The sequence below is a fragment of the Immundisolibacter sp. genome (assembly GCF_041601295.1).
Taxonomy (GTDB): Bacteria; Pseudomonadota; Gammaproteobacteria; order Immundisolibacterales; family Immundisolibacteraceae; genus Immundisolibacter.
This window is the reverse complement of sequence record NZ_JBFIII010000022.1, coordinates 1-18481: the sequence shown is the minus strand read 5'-3', so window position 1 is coordinate 18481 and position 18481 is coordinate 1. Positions and strand designations below refer to the sequence as shown.

The 18481-nt window shown below is 63.7% G+C and carries 15 protein-coding genes and 1 pseudogene; 3 read left to right on the top strand and 13 right to left on the bottom strand.

Translation table 11 applies throughout. The features are described 5' to 3' along the window. Nucleotides 1-221: 221 nt before the first annotated feature. On the top strand, nt 222-1430 hold the full coding sequence (locus ABZF37_RS04565; RefSeq protein ID WP_372717237.1) for a DUF1329 domain-containing protein: 1209 nt from the start codon (nt 222-224) through the stop codon (nt 1428-1430). Nucleotides 1431-1504: 74 nt separating this feature from the next. On the opposite strand, the gene ABZF37_RS04560 is transcribed toward ABZF37_RS04565, so the two are convergent. The 3 genes from ABZF37_RS04560 to ABZF37_RS04550 all read right to left on the bottom strand — a co-directional run bounded on the left by ABZF37_RS04560 (nt 1505) and on the right by ABZF37_RS04550 (nt 4270). Next, nucleotides 1505-2278, bottom strand: a complete 774-nt coding sequence (locus tag ABZF37_RS04560; RefSeq protein WP_372717235.1) for an alpha/beta fold hydrolase — start codon at nt 2276-2278, stop codon at nt 1505-1507. Beyond that, the gene (locus tag ABZF37_RS04555) at nt 2275-3459 is read right to left on the bottom strand and encodes an LLM class flavin-dependent oxidoreductase (RefSeq protein ID WP_372717233.1); all 1185 of its coding nucleotides are present in this window, start codon (nt 3457-3459) and stop codon (nt 2275-2277) included. The genes ABZF37_RS04560 and ABZF37_RS04555 overlap by 4 nt, the downstream gene beginning before the upstream one ends. Before the next feature lie 172 nt (nt 3460-3631). Further along, entirely contained in the window at nt 3632-4270 is a 639-nt protein-coding gene (locus ABZF37_RS04550; RefSeq protein ID WP_372717271.1) for a class I SAM-dependent methyltransferase, read from the bottom strand. 216 nt (nt 4271-4486) lie between these two features. Between ABZF37_RS04550 and ABZF37_RS04545 the strand changes: the two genes are divergently transcribed. Further along, nucleotides 4487-5959: a UbiD family decarboxylase gene (locus tag ABZF37_RS04545; RefSeq protein WP_372717231.1), complete on the top strand. Its 1473-nt coding sequence runs from the start codon at nt 4487-4489 to the stop codon at nt 5957-5959. Between the two features lie 58 nt (nt 5960-6017). Next, nucleotides 6018-7328, top strand: a complete 1311-nt coding sequence (locus tag ABZF37_RS04540) for an aromatic ring-hydroxylating dioxygenase subunit alpha (RefSeq protein WP_372717229.1) — start codon at nt 6018-6020, stop codon at nt 7326-7328. A 70-nt stretch (nt 7329-7398) separates the two neighbouring features. Here ABZF37_RS04540 and ABZF37_RS04535 read toward each other — a convergent pair whose 3' ends face one another. The 10 genes and pseudogenes from ABZF37_RS04535 to ABZF37_RS04490 all read right to left on the bottom strand — a co-directional run. After that, complete coding sequence (locus ABZF37_RS04535) at nt 7399-8256, bottom strand: GNAT family N-acetyltransferase (RefSeq protein WP_372717227.1); 858 nt, start codon at nt 8254-8256, stop codon at nt 7399-7401. A gap of 177 nt (nt 8257-8433) precedes the next feature. Next, nucleotides 8434-10581, bottom strand: coding sequence for a catalase/peroxidase HPI (katG, locus tag ABZF37_RS04530; protein ID WP_372717225.1), 2148 nt, complete (start codon nt 10579-10581; stop codon nt 8434-8436). Between the two features lie 127 nt (nt 10582-10708). Then, a complete protein-coding gene (locus ABZF37_RS04525; protein WP_372717223.1) occupies nt 10709-11002 on the bottom strand; it encodes a HigA family addiction module antitoxin in 294 nt (97 codons plus the stop codon). Beyond that, complete coding sequence (locus tag ABZF37_RS04520; protein ID WP_372717220.1) at nt 11002-11280, bottom strand: type II toxin-antitoxin system RelE/ParE family toxin; 279 nt, start codon at nt 11278-11280, stop codon at nt 11002-11004. Before ABZF37_RS04520 ends, ABZF37_RS04525 begins: the two co-directional genes overlap by 1 nt. A gap of 143 nt (nt 11281-11423) precedes the next feature. After that, complete coding sequence (locus tag ABZF37_RS04515; RefSeq protein ID WP_372717218.1) at nt 11424-11705, bottom strand: hypothetical protein; 282 nt, start codon at nt 11703-11705, stop codon at nt 11424-11426. A 716-nt stretch (nt 11706-12421) separates the two neighbouring features. Next, nucleotides 12422-13144: a transposase gene (locus ABZF37_RS04510; protein WP_372717216.1), complete on the bottom strand. Its 723-nt coding sequence runs from the start codon at nt 13142-13144 to the stop codon at nt 12422-12424. Between the two features lie 175 nt (nt 13145-13319). Further along, nucleotides 13320-13688, bottom strand: a complete 369-nt coding sequence (locus ABZF37_RS04505; protein WP_372717214.1) for a hypothetical protein — start codon at nt 13686-13688, stop codon at nt 13320-13322. A 756-nt stretch (nt 13689-14444) separates the two neighbouring features. Next, nucleotides 14445-16718, bottom strand: a complete 2274-nt coding sequence (uvrD, locus tag ABZF37_RS04500; protein ID WP_372717212.1) for a DNA helicase II — start codon at nt 16716-16718, stop codon at nt 14445-14447. Continuing rightward, entirely contained in the window at nt 16715-18169 is a 1455-nt protein-coding gene (locus ABZF37_RS04495; protein WP_372717210.1) for a M48 family metalloprotease, read from the bottom strand. The genes uvrD and ABZF37_RS04495 overlap by 4 nt, the downstream gene beginning before the upstream one ends. Before the next feature lie 5 nt (nt 18170-18174). Further along, a pseudogene (locus tag ABZF37_RS04490) lies at nt 18175-18481 on the bottom strand (hypothetical protein); the annotation flags it as partial.

Genomic DNA, 18481 nt, shown 5'->3' with positions numbered 1-18481 from the left:
GCAATCCGCGGTAACCGGCACAATGGTTTTTTGCGGGCTATTTGGGACCAGGCCAGCCATCTCGAACATTCGATTTTGGCGGTGCGTCCATGCACCGCGGGAGCCGTTGAATGAATCAGCGGTTCCCCAATCCACCTTCAAACGCGGGGAACCGGATGCAAAAGCAAAAGCGGGCTCTACACCATCTGTTTTTGGCAGGAGCGCTGGGCGTGGGGTTGTCGATGACCGGTCCACGTGCGGCCGAGGAGGTGGCTCCGGGCACGCTGCTCAACGCCGCCAGTATTGACAGTCTGCTCGATCAGACGCTGGACGGGGAGCCGATTCGCGGCCTGCTGGTCGGCCAGCAGGAAAGGATGATTCGCGAGTTCGGCTGGGCCATGCTGCTGACCCCGGCGCAACCGGTCAATGTCACCACCGGGGCATTGGAACTTACCGAAAAACACCGCGGTGAAGCCAGGCTCGATGCGCAGAAACGCCTGACCAACTACACCACCGGGGTGCCGTTTCCGGATCTTGACCTCGCCGATCCGGATGCCGGCTACAAGCTCGTGTACAACATCCTGCGTTTCGGTTGGGCCGGCGATGTCCTGAACCTGAAGCAGATCACCTTTCTGATCATCAGCGGCGAGAACGGGCTCGAAAAAGAGCAGGGCTGGGTGTATCGGCGCTTCCTGATGTCCGGCCGGATGAGCGAGCCGCATGTGTTGGACAAAAGCATCGCCAAGTACGAGGCGTTAATGAATGTTTATCCAAACGATACGCGTGGCGTGGGCTTATTGACAGTTAACTATACCGACGCGCGCCTGCCGGACGTGTACGCCTATATCAAGAACCTGCGCCGCACCCGGCGCATGTCAAGCGGTGCCTGGGCTGATCCGGTGCAGGGTACGGACCTGTTGTTCGATGACACCTTTGGCCTGAACCTGGACCCGACCTGGTATGAGAGCTGGAAGATCCTGGGCAAGCGCCATGCCCTGGTGGTGGAGCATTCCATCCTGCCGCCGATGGACGAGCAGGCGTCCGGCAAGGCCAAGTATCCGTTCATGCGTCTGGATGAGGCTCCCTACTGGAACTTCCAGCCGGACAACTATGAAATCCAGGAAGTCTACGAAGTCGAAGGCATCCCCAAAAAGGACCACCTGGTAGGCCGGCGCCACATGTTTATCGGCACCACCGTGGGCGCGCCCAAGATCTACTGGCAGGATCATTACGACCGCAAAGGCGAGCACTGGCGTACCGGGGGCGGCGGCTCCAAGGACGCGAAGTGGGACGACGGCCGTACCGGACCCACCGGCACCAGCGCGGTTATTGTCGATGTACAACGGTTGCATGCCACCGCTGCCGGCTATTCGAGCGGTGTGCACCAGAACCCACCCGGCGCCAAGGCGGCGGATTACGCGCCGGAAGCGCTGCCCCGCATGCTGGAGTAGGCGCAGTTCATGCCCGTTTGGCGTCTTGTGTTTAATGGCTTCGCGGGCATGGGGTTAGCGTCTGTGTGTGCAGGTTAATGCGCCAGCATCATGAAGTCCTGCACCGCCTGCACCGCAGCGGGGTCGTCGATGACCAGCCCGTGACCACTGCTTTCCAGCACCTGTACCTCGGCCTGGGGTAGCAAGCGCCCCCACACCGCGGCCTGCTCGGCCGGCAACATGCGATCCTGGCGGCCCCACAGCACCAGGGTTGGCACGCGCACGCGGTGCAGCCAGCGCGGCAGCGTGGTGTCGTAGGTCCGGGTCCAGGCGACGCGCGCGGCGGAGGTCATCTCACGGTATTGCTGCACGATCATGTCCACTGTGGGCGGAGCCGACATCATCTGTTGCAGCAGCGCCGGGTTCGAGATCAGGTACCCCGGCAGTTCATGTGGCGGAATCTTGAAGATGTCGATGGTGGGGTGCTCGGGTACGCGCAGCCCTACCGGCGACAGCAGCGCCAGGCGCTCGATCCGGTGCGCATGCTCGGTGGCGAAGGCGGCCGCCAGCCAGCCGCCGAGCGAATGACCCACCAGACGAAAACGCTCCAGGCCCAGCGCATCGAGCAGGTCCAGGTAATGCATCACGTAGTCGTGCATGGCGCTGATGCTCTCGTCCACGGCCGACTCGCCAAAGCCGGGGTGGTACGGCACGTAGACGCGGAACGTGCGCGCCCATTCCAGCGCGAAATCAAAGCCGGTAAAGGTTCCGGCGCCATGCCAGAACACCAGCGGTGGCCCCTCGCCGGCCACCAGCACGGTGGTATCGATACCGCCGATGGTGAAGTGTTCGCGCTCGAAGCCGCTCATGACTGCACCTCCGCAGGCCGGCTACGCAGGCGCGGGATGACCTCTTCCGCGAACAGCTGCATGTTCTTGACCGTCTTCCAGTGCGGCATGTCTCCGGCATGCAGCAGCGCGATCACCCGTCCGGCGCCGGTCTCTTCCAGCCACTGTTTGACCACGCGCGCCACCGTGTCCGGTGAGCCGGCGACCAGGCGCAGGTTCTGGATGTCGTCCCACTCCAGGCTGCCGGGGCCTTTGGTGTACAGCGCCCCACCGGCTTCCAGCTGCCGGCGCAGCGCGCTTTCGGACAGGTAGCCGGGTGGTGCCAGGTAGCGCAGCTCGGTCCGCAGCGCCTTGTTGAACATCCACAGCACGTGTGGCTCGTACTCGCGCCGGGCGATTTCGTCGGTTTCCGCCACGTAGCACAGGATGGTCAGGATCATGTCGTCCGGCTTGGCCGGATTGCCATGCGCGGTGCGGCTTTCCTTGTAGCGCGTGTAGGCCTGATCCTGCGCTTCCTTGGGCACCAGCACCAGGGAATAGCCGTGACCGCGCTCGGCGGCGAAATCGATGGTCTCCGCGCTGCCGCCGCCCACCAGGAATATTTTCGGGTGCGGGCGCTGGTAGGGCCGCGGCCAGATGTTCAGGTACTTGTAGTTGTAGAACTCGCCGTCGTGGCTGAACGGCCCGTCCTCGGTCCAGGCCCGCACCAGCAGATCCAGGCTCTCGCGAAAGCGTGCCCGCGCCGTGGCCGGGTTGATCTGCGCCGCGTTCGACCAGTACTCCATGCCGGTGCCGAAGGGAAACGCGCACTCGAAGCGCCCGGCGGCCATCACGTCAAGCAGCGCGTATTCCTCGGCCAGGCGGTTCGGGTACTGCACGTTCAGCAGCGAGCCCATCACGCAGATCCGCGCCCGGCGGGTGCGCTGGATCAGCGCGCTGGCTACCAGGTTGGTGGTGGGTTTCAGCGAGTACGCGGTCGAGTGGTGTTCGTTCACCACTACGCCGTCAAAGCCGAGCCGGTCGGCCTCCACGTACTCGTCCAGGTAACGGTTCAGCAGCTCGTGCCCGTGCACCGGGTCGTACAGGCGGTTGGGGAAATCCACCCACAGCGAGGCGTAGTCGGCCTCGTTGTCCGGCAGGCGCGTGTAGGGCATCAAGCTCATGTAATAGAACTTGACGTCGGCGTCGGGTGACTCAGACATGACCACAGGTACCTGGTTGAGTGGGCCGATTTACGTCGCGAAACCAAGCCGGATCATGCCACGCCAACCGGCGATGTGGTGGCCTGGGGCCGCTACACGGGGCTGGTCCGGGTGACGCCGGGGGCGTGTCGCGCCATGGGAATTACGCCTTGGGGCGGCGTAAGGCCCGCTGCTATGCTCTGGATGGCTGGCGAGCGCGGGCGACCACGCCGAACAGCGGATCTGTGCCTGACGGCGAACGATCGAACACCTCGGCCGGACCAAACATGGCCGATTCCGCAATCAGCTGCACGACCAACTCGCCCCGCGCGGCGCCGGAAAGTTGCAGCCAGATGGCGACTGCCTTGGTCGGAAAGCAGCGGTTGGAGTAGGTGACCACCAGCGGTGCGCCGGGCCGCAAGACCCGACCCAGCTCGGCCAGCACCGCGACCGGCTGGGTCAGGTAGTCGATGGACACGCAGATCGCGGCACCGTCGAACTCGTCATCCGCATACGGCAGGTGCGGATCGGCGTTCAGATCCTGCACCACAAAATCGCTCAGCCGGGGGTTCGCCTTGAGTTCCAGTGCATTCATGCCCAGGCCGGCAACGCGCCGGTAATGGACCGAGTCCGGCAGGTGGCTGACCCAGCTCGACATGAGGTCCAGGACGGCGCCGCCCGGCTCAAAATACTCGCGGTACAGCTGGGTGACCGCGGCGATGGCAGCGGCGTCGATATGGGTCACCAGCCGGACAAAGCTGTAGAACTCGGCGTCGGGGGTTTCGTCCTGACGGGCAAACAAAGCGGCGGGAAATCGCGTCAAATGGCTGATCTCGCGGCGGACGCGGCCAGGATTCCGGTGCAATCGCAGGCGGTGGTGGCCGTCCCGGCTCTGCTACATTGGGCTTCGGGCGCCAGCACGGTTACCGACCGGATTGCCAGCGTCCGAAACGGCCACCAGAGTACCAAACCAATCAGCGAGCCGCGTGCTTGAGATGGAAACGGGAAGCCCTCAGACGCGAGCCGCGCGAAGACGCAGGAGAGACCCATGGATGCAACTACGAAGTCGTCTGTTCACACCGGGATCATCGAGTTTCGCGACTACATTGCCGAGCTGGAACGCACCGGCCAACTGCTGCGCATCGCCGACCCGGTGGATCCACTGACCGAAGTCGGCGCCATCATGCGCTGGGCAAACGAGAACTACACCCAGGCGCAGCTGTTTACCAATGTCAAAGGCGCCATGCCGGGCTCGGCCCTGGTCGGCGGGCTCTACTCCACCCGGGAGCGGGTGGCCATGGTGTTCGGCCTGCCGCCGGACACCGACTACCACGACCTGGTAGACCACTTCGGCGAGGCGATCAAAAAACGCCTCCCGCCGAAAATCGTGGATCAGGGCGCGTGCCAGCAAAACCTGATGCTCGGCAATGACGTGGACCTGTCGAGGTTCCCCATACCCAAGCTGCACCCACAGGACGGCGCCCCGTATATCGGCACGCTGAACATCGGCGTGTGCAAGGATCCGGACTCCGACTGGGTGAACTGGGGCACGTATCGGGGCATGGTTCACGACAAGCAGTCCACCGGCCTGTTGCTGCTGCCGATGAACCAGGGCGGCATGCTGATGATGAAGTACCACGAGCGCAAGCAGGTCATGGAGTACGCCCAGTTCTACGGTGGCGACCCGATCTTCAACATCGTGGCCAGCGCCGGTATTCCTTACGGAGTTTCCGAGGTCGACGTGGCCGGCGGAATTCGGGGCGTGCCGATTCCCCTGGTCAAGTGCAAGACCGTCAACCTGCACGTGCCGGCCAATGCCGAGGTGGTGCTGGAAGGCACCCTGGCCCCCGGTGACACCAAAGCCGAAGGCCCGTTTGGCGAGTATCCGGGTTACGTGGTGTCCGGCGTGGTCGACCGGCCGGTGTATCGCCTGTCGGCGATCACCTACCGGGACAATCCGGTTCTGCCGTCCACCTGCCTGGGCGTGCCGACGGACGAGTCCCTGATCTGGTTGCTCGAAGTCGCCGCGACGGTCAAGGAAACGCTCAAGGCCAAGGGCATCCCGGTGGTCAAGGTGGCGACGCCCGAGTTCAGCGGTGGCCACTGCGTGGTGGTCTCCACCAAGACCCCGTACGCTGGCATCCCGCAACTGATTTCCAGCGTCGTCTGGTCGGACCGCAACGCGTCGGTGTTTCCGTATTGCATCGTGGTGAACGACGACATCGACCCGGCGAACATGGGCGAGGTGTTCCACGCCCTGTGCACCAAGTGCAACCCGATCAAGGACATCCACATCCGGCACGGTTCCACCAACAGCCCACTGACGCCCTACCTGCCGCGTTCGCCGCTCAAGGAAAAAGGCTACGGCGGTGGCCATGTGCTGTTCGACTGCACCTGGCCGATCGAATGGGACCCGCAGGACATTCCCCACCGGCTGGCATTCAACAACACCTACCCAGACGACGTGAAGCAGAAGGTTCTGGCGGATGTGAAGCGCTGGGGATTCAAATCCTTGCGCTAGCCGGTTGGTACACCGGGGCAGGCCAGTTGCCCCCGACACTTTCCTGGAGAATCGAAACATGGATGCTCGCAGTCGCCTGGACGTCGGCACGCTCATCGTCGACCGGCAGGAAGCTAACGATTTTCGCGTCGCCCGACGCGTGTTTACGGATCCCGAAATCTTCGAACTGGAGATGAAGAACATCTTCGAGGGCACCTGGGTGTTCCTGGCCCACGAGAGCCAGCTGCCCAAGCCGCACGATTTCTATACCACCCAGGTGGGCCGACAGCCGGTGGTTGTCAGCCGCGATGCGGACGGCGTCGTGCATTGTTTTTTCGATGCCTGCTCACACCGTGGCGCCAAGCTGATGGCGACCAAGCGCGGCAACAAGGCCGTGCACATGTGCTACTACCACGGCTGGACCTATAACAGCGCCGGGCGCTGCCTGGGCGTCAGGGAGCAGGACAAAGGCGCCTACCCGGCCTGTTTTACCGAACTGGACCACGACCTGACTCCGATCGCCCGGGTCGACAGTTACCGTGGCTTTGTTTTCGGCAGCCTGAATCCCGATGTGCCCGAACTGGTCGATCACCTGGCCGAGGCCAAGGCAATGATCGACCTGTTCGCCGATTCATCGGACCAGGGCCTCGAGGTGATACGCGGTTGCCACACCTACACCAGTCGGGCGAACTGGAAGATTCAGCTCGAAAACATCGACGGCTACCACTTCTTTCCGACCCACTCCTGCTATGTGGGTCAGATCCAGCGCCGCATGGCCGGCGACAGTGCCAACAAGCTGAAAGCGGTGGACCTGCGCGAACTGGCCAATTTGCCCAGCGGCAGTTACGACCTGGGTAACGGTCATGTCATGGACTGGGGCGAGATGCCCAACTTCGAGGACCGCCCGCTTGACTTTCGGCGCCCGGAAATCGTCGATCGCTACGGCGAGCGTCGCGCGCGCTGGATGATCAACCGGGTCCGTAACCTGGTGCTGTTCCCCAACTTGTTGCTGATGGACAACGCGTCAACCACCCTGCGCATCATTCACCCGCTGGCACCAGACCTGACCAAGTGCGAGACCTACTGCATCGCGCCGGTCGGGGAGCCTGCCGAAGGGCGCCGCCTGCGCTTGCGACAGTACGAGGATTTTCTCGGTCCCGCGGGCCAGGCAACGCCGGACGATCAGTCCGTCATGGAGCGCTGCCAGCAGGGATTTCAGGCAACTCATGTGGCCTGGCAACAGGGTTACGCGCGCGGCTCGCAGAATACCGTTCCGGGCGGCGACGACGATGCGAAACTGCTCGGCATCGATCCCCTGTTCACCAGCCTTGGCGACACCGAGACGTTTTGTCACGGCTTCTACCGGCAGTGGCGGGAGCTCATGACATAAAACATCGATATGGAAACCGGGCCGAGAATCCTGAGTAGGGGGTTCTCGGCCCCCGGATGCTGCGGGGTCATCAATACAGCACCGACGGCAGGCAAGCGCCGGCTGGTTCGTTGTAAAGACCCGTGGTCATCAAGGTCATGCTTTGCACCATGCGCAGGTCATGGTCCAGGCACCAGCGAAACAACGCGGTGTTGCGGGTCGGCACCAGAAACCCGGACCCCAGGTACACCGGCGCCGCGCCTATCAGGGCCTTCAGTTCCGCGTTGCTCTGACCAACGGCATGGGCAAAAAAACCGATTGCGGTGGCATACCCGGTGATCCGGCCATCGTGCTCGACCACCGTGGCGGTGCCTTGCCGGATGGCGTCGCGCAGTTCGCCGCCGCGGTCGTGGCCGTGGACCAGTCGGCACACCCGGTTGCACGCCGCCAGGTCACTTTCGGTCGCGGCACGCACCGCATAGCCCGGCAAAACCGCTGGCACAGCTGCCCCCTGCATCAGCGCCAGGGGCTCACGGATGCTAAAGCCGAGCTTGGCGTACAGCGACAGCGAGCGATTGTGATACCCCGCCTGTACCAGCCGCACGCCTGCAAAACGCCTCTCGGCCGCGCGATCCAGCAGTGCCTGCATCAGGCGCCGACCAACGCCACTGTTCTGCAGGGTCGGCGACACGGTTATGGGGCCGAGCCCGGCAATAGTGGAGCGCTCGTCCAGAAAGTTGCTGCCCAGAATGCGGCCATCGGCTTCGGCGACCACCGCGTAAAACTCCGGATGTGCCAGCAGCATGCGCAGCAGATCGACCCCCGCCTCCGGCGACGGGAAGTCCGGTGGAAAATTATGCTGCTCGGCGATTGCCTTGAACGCCTCGTAGCAAATCTCGCCACAGACGTCGGCGTCTTCCGGCCTGGCCGGTCGCAGGGTGGGGTTCATTGGCATCCCTCGTGGTGCTTTGTAGATATACCGGTCGCTCGCCGCAACCCGGTGCCGGCATTTTCCTACACCGCATAACGCGCCGGTTCAGGGGCGCCGGTGCGCCGTCCGCCGGAACCGGTTGTCAGCTGGGCAGTTTTCCCACTCAGAAAACCCGCGAAGGTATTCGTGCGCCGCTCAGGCCAGGTCGAAACGGTCCAGGTTCATCACCTTGACCCAGGCCGCCACGAAGTCCCTGACCAACCTCTCTGTGCCATCGGCGCTGGCGTAGACCTCGGCATAGGCGCGCAGCACCGAGTTGGAGCCGAAGATCAGGTCGTTGCGGGTACCGGTGTAGGTCACCTTGCCGCTCGTGCGATCCCGGCCTTCGAATACTTCCGCCTCGTCATCCACTGCCTTCCACTCCGTGCCCATGTCCAGCAGATTGACGAAGAAGTCGTTGCTCAGCGCGCCGACCTTGTCGGTGAACACGCCGTGCTGACTACCGTCGCAGTTGGCACCGAGCACGCGCAGGCCGCCGACCAGCACGGTCAGCTCGGGCCCGGTCAGCGTCAGCAACTGCGCCCGGTCGATCAGCAGGGCTTCGGTCGGCGCGCCGACCTTGCTCTTTTTATAGTTGCGAAAGCCATCGGCCACGGGCTCAAGGACGGCAAAGGAGTCGACATCGGTTTGCGCCTGCGTGGCATCCACACGGCCCGGTGCGAACGGCACTTCGACCGCCACACCGGCAGCCTTGCAGGCTTGTTCTACGCCCACGTTGCCGGCCAGCACGATCATATCGGCCAGTGACATCTTGCCGGAGGCCTGCTGGATCTCGACCAGCTTGGGCAGCGTCTTGACCGCGCCCTTGTTGACCGCCCAATCCTTTTGCGGGGCAAGCGCCAGGCGCGCACCGTTGGCGCCACCGCGTTTGTCACCACCGCGGAAGGTAGAAGCAGCGGCCCAGGCCACGCTCACGAGCTCGCTCACCGACAGGCCGGAAGCGGTGATTTTGGCCTTCACGTCGGCGATATCCGCCGCGGTCGGCTTGTGGGTAGCTGGTGGCAACGGGTCTTGCCAGAGCAGATCTTCCTTCGGCACCTCGGGCCCGAGGTAGCGCGCCTTCGGGCCCATGTCGCGGTGGGTCAGCTTGAACCAGGCGCGGGCGAAGGCTTCGGCGAAGGCTTGCGGGTCGTCGTGGAAGCGCCTGGAAATCTCGCCGAATTCCGGATCGAAGCGCAGTGTCAGGTCGGTGGTGAGCATGGTGGGTTTGTGCATTTTGCCCGGCACATGCGCATCGGGAATGATCTCCGGGGCGTTCTTGGCGACCCACTGTTTGGCACCAGCCGGCGAGCTGGTGAGTTCCCATTCGTACTTGAACAGGTTCTCGAAGAAGTTATTGCTCCACAGCGCCGGGGTTTTGGTCCAGGTCACCTCCAGGCCGCTGGACACGGTGTCCTTGCCGTGGCCTTGCCCGAAGTTACTGTGCCAGCCCAGGCCTTGCGCCTCGATAGCCGCGGCTTCGGGCTCCGGACCCTTGTGCGATTCGGGCGCAGCGCCATGCGCCTTGCCGAAGGTATGGCCACCGGCGATCAGCGCCACGATTTCTTCGTCGTCCATAGCCATGCGGCTGAAGGTGGCGCGGATGTCCTTGGCGGCAGCCAGGTAGTCGCCGCTGGCATTCGGACCTTGTGGGTTCACATAAATCAGGCCCATATGGGTGGCGGCGAGGTTGTCGTCCAGTTCGCGGTCGCCATGGAAACGCTTGTCATCGTCCAGCCAACCGTTCTCGGCACCCCAGTTCACGTCCATATCCGGCTCCCAGACGTCCTCACGACCGCAGGCGAAGCCGAAGGTGCGAAAGCCCATGGATTCCAGCGCGACGTTGCCGGTGAGGATGAGGAGATCGGCCCAGGAAATCCTTTGGCCGTACTTCTGTTTGATGGGCCACAGCAGGCGGCGCGATTTGTCGATGTTGACGTTGTCGGGCCAGGAGTTGAGCGGCGCAAAACGCTGCTGCCCACGCCCGCCGCCGCCGCGCCCATCTTGAATGCGGTAGGTGCCTGCCGCGTGCCAGGCCATGCGTACCATCTGCGGGCCGTAGTGGCCGAAGTCGGCCGGCCACCAGTCCTGGCTGTCGGTCATGAGCTTGACCAGGTCGGCCTTGAGCGCCTTGTAGTCCAGCTTCTTGAATTCCTGGGCGTAGTTGAACTGCCCGCCCAGCGGGTCGGACTTGTTCGAATGCTGGTTCAGCAGGTCCACACGCAACTGGTTCGGCCACCAGTCCTGGTTCGAGGCCCCGCCACCTGCGGCATGCTGGAACGGGCACTTGGCTTCGGTTGACATGTCTTCTCTCCATGTCCGTCTGACTTGGGTTCATGTAGCTTACGCCGGAGTTCAGCGGCGTTTGAGGCGCCACCCGCTTTGCGCTAGAAAAGCGGGTGGCGGTTCAAACGTCCGCCGCGACGACCGGTTAGGCGGCGTGGAACTCAACCTTTTGAACCTGATCGAGATTGACCGACTGCCGCGCCTGCCACAGATCGTAGTTGTCTTGCATCGTGAGCCAACTCTCCGGCGAGCGGCCCAAAGCCTTAGACAGACGCAGCGCCATCTCCGAGCTGATGCCGCTGCTGCCATTGAGCACGCGGCTCAAAGTGGAGGGCGACACGCCCAGCTTTACCGCAAGCTGCCTCCCCGTGATGTGGAAGGGCTCCAGATAGACCTCCCGAATGAAATCGCCCGGATGAGGCGGATTGTGCATAGTCATTAGTGGTAATCCTCGTAATCCAGCACAAGCGCGTGCCCATCACGAAATTCGAAGGTGATGCGCCAGTTGCCATTGACCCAGATTGACCAGCGACCCTTATCTGAGCCCTTTAAGGGATGCAGTTTAAAGCCTGGGATATCCAGGTCATCAATCGACGCTGCGGTATCCAGCGCAACAAGCTGCATTCTCAGTCGCTTCGCGTGGTGAGGCTGGACGCCCGAGGCCGAACCGGACTCGAAATATCGCTTCAGCCCCTTGTGGCGGAACGACTTGATCATGGATGGATCGTAGCACGTTGCGCATAACGCAACATCCGCCGCCTAACGAAGCTGTAGAAAAACCCGTTTCTGAGCGGCGGAGGTGTCCGTTGGGGAAGTGTTTCGCGGGGTAACGGTCAGGCGATTGCTCAGATTCAGGCAGGTCATGGTCCGACAGGTCCTGTTTCCGGGGCGGTCAGGCACGTCAGCGTGCCGGGCAATCGTGCCTTGGCATCGCCCTCAGTGCGCGTAGCCATGATGGGCCAGTTTCTCGATGTTGTGCACCAGGCAATACAGCTCCACTGGCCGTCCACCTTGCGTCGTGCGAGCAGGGTGAAACGGTCCAGCCGCTTGTTACCGCGCAGGTTGCCAAACACCGGCTCCACGGTGGCGAAGCGGGCGGTGATCATCCGGCGGCCCAAGGCGCTGTCAATCTTGACCTTCACGCGGTCGGTGTGGCTCTCGTGCCCGTCGCGCTTGCCTCAACGAGCACACGAGTACTGGATTGACGTCCAAAATTGTTTGGTACTCGTAGTCGGAAAAATAGGTCCTTGCGGGACGCCAGTTTCTCTGAGCCTCCATCTTTTCGTACGTCACCTCATCATTAAACGTCCTGGCAAACGCCGCAGTGACGGCCCCGTTGGCAAACTTGCCGCCGCCGACGACCGAGGCGGCACCGCCGATGACGGCCGCGGTCATGCTACGTCCAACCCGCGAGAGGAATTGGGAGGTCAGCTTGATCTGATCGACCAGCGGGCTTGCCCACTGGGCAGCCTGCCGACAGCATACCGCTCTGGACGCTGCCACCCTGGATGTGGGCGGTGGTACCTCCGGTCAGAGCGTGCGCAGGAACGTAGCCTGGATGAAGCGTAGCGGAATCCGGGGCGAGTGGGTGATGGCCCCCCGTATTCCGCTTCGCTCCATGCGGGCTAACACTTGCTGCCTTTATCTGCTTGGCGATCGGGCCATGATGCATTCCGGTTACGTGGATGAGATGCTGCGCAAGCGTAGACAGGGCAGGCTCAGATTTCAATGACTCTGACCCCTTGATCCACCTTGATCCCAATTTTGTTTTTACACATAACGTTAAAGCCCAGCCGCGCCGCTTTTTGGCGTCGTCTGGTGTTTCCGTGGGTGTTTCCGTGGGGGACAGACCACGGTTTCACGGGTCGTCGAACAACCCTCCGGAGTCCAGCTTTGGCATTTGCCGTGGCCGTCCGGATTTCCCTGGGGTCGCACGTCTTCCCAGCACCGATGAAACCTGCGCTGCAAAGCGTTCGTTGCCAAGCGCGAAATTCCCGTTCGTCGCCCGCCGGATTTCATCCACCAGACCTGGCTCTAATTCAAAACGAAACAGTTCGCGATAAGCCGCCAACCGGGCGCTCGCATCCGCGCCGAGTGCCGTGTACAGCGGATGCGGCGTCACCACAGGATCGGCTTCCCCCTGCGCATTGGCCCGATAGCTCGACCAACGATGATCCGCCGGGTGCGATGCCATGTCAGCCCGCACCGGATTCAGTTCGATGTAGCGCTGACAGGTAAGCAGATAGGCGTCCTCCTGCGTCAGACATGACCGGAACCGTCCTTCCCACAGGGTGCCGCTGCGCTGGTAGGTGCGATTGACGTATTGCACGTAACGCTGCCCAAGTGCCTTCATCAGCTGTCCCGCAGCGTCGGCTCGGTCTGCCGAAAGCAACAGATGCACATGGTTTGTCATCAGCACGTAGGCATGCACACGGCACCCGGCTTGCCGGGCATACTCGCCCAGCCACCGCAAATACCATTGGTAATCCTCGCCCGCGAAGAAGCACGCCTGGCGATTGTTGCCCCGCTGAATGATGTGCAGCGGGAGGTTGGGCAGCGTGAGCCGGGCACGGCGGGGCATGGGGAGCGACTCGGCCTAATTAACGAGTGGTGGAGTATAACGAAAAACCGTGGTCTGTCCCCTATTACGTGCTACGGAACGAACACCTACTCTTAAATCAATTATCGATTCCATATAACGCCGGCGCTCACCCGCGCGCGTAGCGCGTCGGGTGGAGCGGCTGGTTAGATGCCGGTTAGCGAACCACATATTCCTTGACCACTACTGTTCTGCGCGAATCTCCAACCTCAACCTTGGCGCCGGCCGAGATCCAAACCGGAAATGACTGGCCCGGGTTCGCTGATATTTCGATCTTTCCGTAAATGGTGTAGCTCTTGTCTTCTCCGATTAGAACCTCGCCATCAATGTACAAGTCAGCCGTCCCAATTCCCTTTTCAAACTCGACGGGCTTGAGACCTTCGATTTTCCACAGGCGTCCTTTTGGCACAACGTACGCGTCATGAAGGTTTGTAAGGACAAGCTCTTTCGCGGCAGGAGGGCCGGCCTCGGCAGCACCTGTCAGGGCCGAAGCAAACATTGCCAGACAGAGGACAGCGGTGCGCATTATCAAGTGCTCCAGCATCTAACGAATAAAGTCGAGCGACGCTCGCGGCGAAGTAAGCTGGGGGAAATGCGCCGCGGCATGCCGCGAGGGTTCGCTCGGACGAGCGTTGGGCCACGCCCTGGAATCAGACCTCAAGAAGGCAACATCAAAGATTTCTCTGAAAAGTTCCTCTGCCGCGAAGCTTGGCGACGCTGTTCGCATTAACGCGTTATGCGACAGCTCAGCAAAGCTTCGCTCAATACCATTTTTTTCGATAGGTTTCAATTGTTGCATCGCAGGCTGGCGATTCCAGGGTGGCGGCTCAACTAGATATGTACACCATCTGGTGTATAACCTTGGCGAGCGAATCCACGATTACTTTTTAAGTTCAAAGGGTTGTGAATGAATGCCAGATTATCGACCATCGCCTTCCTCCGCGTCGCCGCCCACAGTGCAGGGCCGGGTTCGCCGGCCGGGGAATGCCAGGCGGGCCAAGCAAACCTACATCCACTGGATAGAAAGGTACATCTTTTTTCAGGTTGAGGGTCGCCCCCGGGGATGCTCGAGGCAGAGACGTCCTTGCAGTGGAGCGCAACGTCGCAGCTGCCACCCGCAACCTGGGCTTGCCGGTTGAAGCCGTTGGGTTTTGGACGTATCGCTGCCGTGGCGGGACCACGGTATCCGCGCCACGCAGCGTGATGTGCCGCGCGCGGGGAGGCGGTCAGCCCCTTGGGCTGATGCGAAGCATTCTCAGGTCGCCCGGCGCAAAAGCGGTGGTCACGCCGGCACCAGACCCGCCATGTCCAGCATCAGCCACTTGCTGCCGGCGGCGGCGAACTTGACCTGTACCCGGGTGCGCGGGCCCTGGCCCTCGAGGTCGGTGATGATGCCCTCGCCGAACTTGCCGTGGCGCACGCTTTGGCCGACCCACAGGCCGCTGTCGCTTTTTTCCGGCACTTTGGCCGGGACGTTCCAGGTGTTTTTCGGGCGAGTCCTGGCCGCAACGGGAAGTGCCTGCGCGGCGTTGTTGGAATGGGTCCAGTCCGGGCGGGACTTGCCGAAGCTATCGCCGTAGCCGCGCGATGGGCGTGCGGCAACCGGTTGGCTCACGGTGCCGCGCAGGCGCACTTCGGTGAGGAATTCGGCCGGAATTTCGCCCACGAAACGCGAGGCCATGGCCGGGCGCGTTTCGCCATGGATGCGCCGGCTCTCGGCGTAGGTGATGAACAGCCGCTCGCGGGCGCGGGTGAGGCCGACATAGGCAAGGCGGCGCTCTTCTTCCAGCCGGGTGGGGTCTTCGAGCGAGCGCTGGGACGGGAACAGACCTTCCTCCACGCCGCCCAGGAACACCAGCCGAAACTCCAGGCCCTTGGCCGAGTGCAGGGTCATCAGCTGCACGCAGTCGTCGCCGGCCTCGCCCTGGGCGTCGCCGGCTTCCAGCGCGGCGTGGCTCAGGAAGGCGGTCAGTTCGTCGAGGTCTTCTTCCTCGTTAACGAACAGGCTGGCGGCGTTGACCAGTTCGTCCAGGTTCTCGATGCGCCCCTCGGCGCGGCCGTCGGTGTCCTTGCTGTAATGGGTCATGAGGCCGCTGTCGCGGATGGCCATGGTGGCCTGGTCGGTCAGCGGCTGGCCTTGGCTGGCGGCGCGCAGGTCCTCGATCAATTTATGAAACCCGCCCAGCGCCGTGGCCGCCCGCCCGCTGAGGCCGCCGTCGCGCAGCAGCCGGCACAGCACTTCCCACACCGGCAGGTTGTGCGCGCGTGCGTCGCTGCGCAGGGTTTCCAGGGTCTTGTCGCCGATGCCGCGCGGCGGCTGGTTGACCACCCGCTCGAAGGCGGTGTCGTCGGCCGGGTTGGCGACCAGGCGCAGGTAGGCCAGGGCGTCGCGGATCTCGGCGCGGTCGAAAAACCGCTGGCCGCCGTACACGCGGTATTTGATGCGCCGCACCATGAGGGCTTCTTCAAATGCCCGTGACTGGGCGTTGGAGCGGTACAGGATGGCGGCCTCGGCGCGCGGGTTGCCGGCGGCGGCCCAGGCTTCGATCTGCTCGACCACGAAGCGCGCCTCGTCCTGTTCGTTGTAGGCGGCGTACAGGCGGATCGGCTCGCCGGTGCCGGCATCGGACCACAGGTTCTTGCCCAGGCGCTCGCGGTTGTGGGCGATCAGGGCGTTGGCGGCGCTAAGGATGGTGCTGGTGGAGCGGTAGTTCTGTTCCAGGCGGATGACTTTGCAGGCGGCGAACTGGCGCTCGAAATCGCGCATGTTCTCCACCTTGGCGCCGCGCCAGCCGTAGATGGCCTGGTCGTCGTCGCCGACGGCGAACATGCTGGTTTCCGGGCCGGCAAGGTTGCACAGCCAGGCGTATTGCAGGGCGTTGGTGTCCTGAAACTCGTCCACCAGAATGTGCCGGAAACGGCGCCGGTAGTGGTCGCGCAGGGCCGGTTGCTGCACCCACAGATCGTTGCTGCGCAGCAGCAGTTCGCCAAAATCGACCATGCCACCGCGCTCGCAGGCGGCCTCGTAACGGCGGTACAGCTCGGCCAGCTCGGCCCGATCCGGGAAGCCCTGCGGGTCGACGTGGCGGGCGCGCTGGCCCTCGTCCTTGCGGGCGTTGATGAAGCTTTGCACCGCGCCGGGCGTGTGCTGATCGTTGCCGACCTCCTTAAGCAGCCGTTTGATCAGGCGCTGCTGGTCGTCGGAGTCCAGGATCTGGAATGTCTCCGGCAGCCCGGCCTCGCGCCAGTGGGCCCGCAGCAGGCGATGGGCGATGCCGTGAAAAGTGCCAACCCACATGCCGCGCGGCGGCAGCGGCACCAGGCGGCCAATCTGCTCGCGCATCTGCGCGGCGGCCTTGTTGGTGAAGGTGACCGCCAGGATCTCCAGCGGCGAGGCGCGCTCGATCTCGATCAGCCAGGCGATGCGGTGCGTCAGCACGCGGGTTTTGCCGCTGCCGGCGCCGGCCAGCACCAGTGCGGTGGGACCGGGGGTGGTGACGGCTTCGTGTTGGGGTGGGTTAAGGCGCTCGGTCAGGTGTTGCAGCTTGCTGGTCATCGCACAATCTTGAGGGTGTCTCCGGCGGCAGGTTCGCCGGTCGGGTAGTGGCCGTTTAGCAGGCGCAGCTGCGCCGTGGCGTCGCCGGGCAGGCGCGAGCCTTTGGCCAGTTGGGCGAAGTTGTCGCCGGGCGCCGCGGTCTTGAGGCGCAGGCGCAGGGGTTTGGCCAGGGCCCGCTCGTCCTCGCGCAGCGGGTGAAAGCTGAGCGCGGTCTGCAGCAGCGCGCGGTCCGCCGCCTGCGCGTCGCCGCCTTCCTTGGCCACGCCGACCAGGATGTAGGCCTGGTTGCGGTGAAAGATCACCGCCACGCGTCCCTGGCGCCGCGCCAGGGCGCCGCCCAGTTGGACATTGGCGCTGTAGCCGGGCAGGCCGGCCGGGCTGATTTCCTGTCCAGCCGGATTGCGGATGCCCAGGCGGCGAATCATGAACTCGCGCGGTGTTTCGCGCTGGTTCAGGTCCTGGCTGGTCAGCTGCGCCTGGGCGCTGCCGCCCGGCGCGATGGCCAGCAGCCGGTCGGGCTGGTTTTGCAGCCGCCAGCCGGGCGGGAACTCGAGCGCGAAGTCGAGTGGCCCGTGGTAGAAGCGGTTCTCGCGGCGGATGCCTTGCACCGTGCTGTCGCCGAACACCAGACCGTCGAGCCGCTTCTGGAAGCGCTCGCGTCCATCGTCGGCCGGGGTGTCCGGCGCCAGGAACGAGGCCTTGGTGAGCACTTCCTTGAGGCGGGTGTCCTCGTCCGGATGGCTGGCGAACAGGCCGTGATAGGCCTGCGGCTCGCGGCCTTCGGCCTTGGCCTGCGCGGTGGCGTAATCGCCCTGCGCCTTGAGCGTGCGCAGCACGCCCAGGATGGCTTGCGGGTCGTAGCCGGCCTGGGCCAGGTACTCGGCGCCCAGACTGTCGGATTCGAGCTCGTGCTCGCGGCCATAGCCGCTGAGCGTGGCCTGACCCAGCACGCCCATGACGTTCTGCGCCACGTTGTTGCCCAGACCGGGCACGAAGATGCTGCCCAGGGTCATACCCAGCTGGGCGGCGGAGGCGGCGGTGTACTGGCGCACCGCGTGACGGGCGGTGACATGGCCGATCTCGTGACCCAGCACGCCGGCCAGCTCGGCTTCGCTGCTCATATACGCCAGCAGGCCACGGGTGATGTAGATGTAACCGCCGGGCAGGGCGAAGGCGTTGATATCGGTGGAGTCGACCACCGTGAAGCGGTAGATCAGGTTGGCGCGGTGGCTGACCGCGGCAAGTTTTTCGCCCACGCCCCGAACGTATGCCTGTAATGCCGGGTCGTCGTACTCACCATAGGCCTGCAACACCTTGGGGTGCATGTCGCGGCCGATGGCCAGTTCCTGCTGCTCGGACATCAGCGCCATTTCGCGCCGGCCGCTGACCGGGTTGGTGGCGCACGCGGCAAGCAGGACGGCGACGCTGATGGAGGCAAGAAGTTTGCGCATGGTGCCTAGTTTGACCGCTCCAGTTGCGCTGGGTGCCATAGGCGCAGGGTCGGTTGTCCGTTGTGGACCTGAAGTTTGCCGCGTGCGATGACTGTCTGGCCACGCCAGGCGAGGTGATCGGTCGGCGAGAAACGGCCCCAGTCGGTGCGCGCGATGCGCAGTTGTACCCGGCGGTCGAGCTTGAGCAGTATCCAGTTGCCACGGCGCATGGCGCTGCTGACGGTGCCGCGTATCAGCCGGTAGCTGCCATCAGCGCGCACGCTGGTGGCCGCTTGCGGCATATAGGCGGGCAGAGCCCACACCCCGCGGTGG

Bases quoted from the DNA above. Each gene is read 5' to 3' on its own strand.
- ABZF37_RS04565 (WP_372717237.1), top strand. From the start codon at position 222: ATGACCGGTCCACGTGCGGCCGAGGAGGTGGCTCCGGGCACGCTGCTC.
- ABZF37_RS04560 (WP_372717235.1), bottom strand. From the start codon at position 2,278: ATGAGCGGCTTCGAGCGCGAACACTTCACCATCGGCGGTATCGATACC.
- ABZF37_RS04555 (WP_372717233.1), bottom strand. From the start codon at position 3,459: ATGTCTGAGTCACCCGACGCCGACGTCAAGTTCTATTACATGAGCTTG.
- ABZF37_RS04545 (WP_372717231.1), top strand. From the start codon at position 4,487: ATGGATGCAACTACGAAGTCGTCTGTTCACACCGGGATCATCGAGTTT.
- ABZF37_RS04540 (WP_372717229.1), top strand. From the start codon at position 6,018: ATGGATGCTCGCAGTCGCCTGGACGTCGGCACGCTCATCGTCGACCGG.
- ABZF37_RS04535 (WP_372717227.1), bottom strand. From the start codon at position 8,256: ATGAACCCCACCCTGCGACCGGCCAGGCCGGAAGACGCCGACGTCTGT.
- katG (WP_372717225.1), bottom strand. From the start codon at position 10,581: ATGTCAACCGAAGCCAAGTGCCCGTTCCAGCATGCCGCAGGTGGCGGG.
- ABZF37_RS04525 (WP_372717223.1), bottom strand. From the start codon at position 11,002: ATGACTATGCACAATCCGCCTCATCCGGGCGATTTCATTCGGGAGGTC.
- ABZF37_RS04520 (WP_372717220.1), bottom strand. From the start codon at position 11,280: ATGATCAAGTCGTTCCGCCACAAGGGGCTGAAGCGATATTTCGAGTCC.
- ABZF37_RS04510 (WP_372717216.1), bottom strand. From the start codon at position 13,144: ATGCCCCGCCGTGCCCGGCTCACGCTGCCCAACCTCCCGCTGCACATC.
- ABZF37_RS04505 (WP_372717214.1), bottom strand. From the start codon at position 13,688: ATGCGCACCGCTGTCCTCTGTCTGGCAATGTTTGCTTCGGCCCTGACA.
- uvrD (WP_372717212.1), bottom strand. From the start codon at position 16,718: ATGACCAGCAAGCTGCAACACCTGACCGAGCGCCTTAACCCACCCCAA.
- ABZF37_RS04495 (WP_372717210.1), bottom strand. From the start codon at position 18,169: ATGCGCAAACTTCTTGCCTCCATCAGCGTCGCCGTCCTGCTTGCCGCG.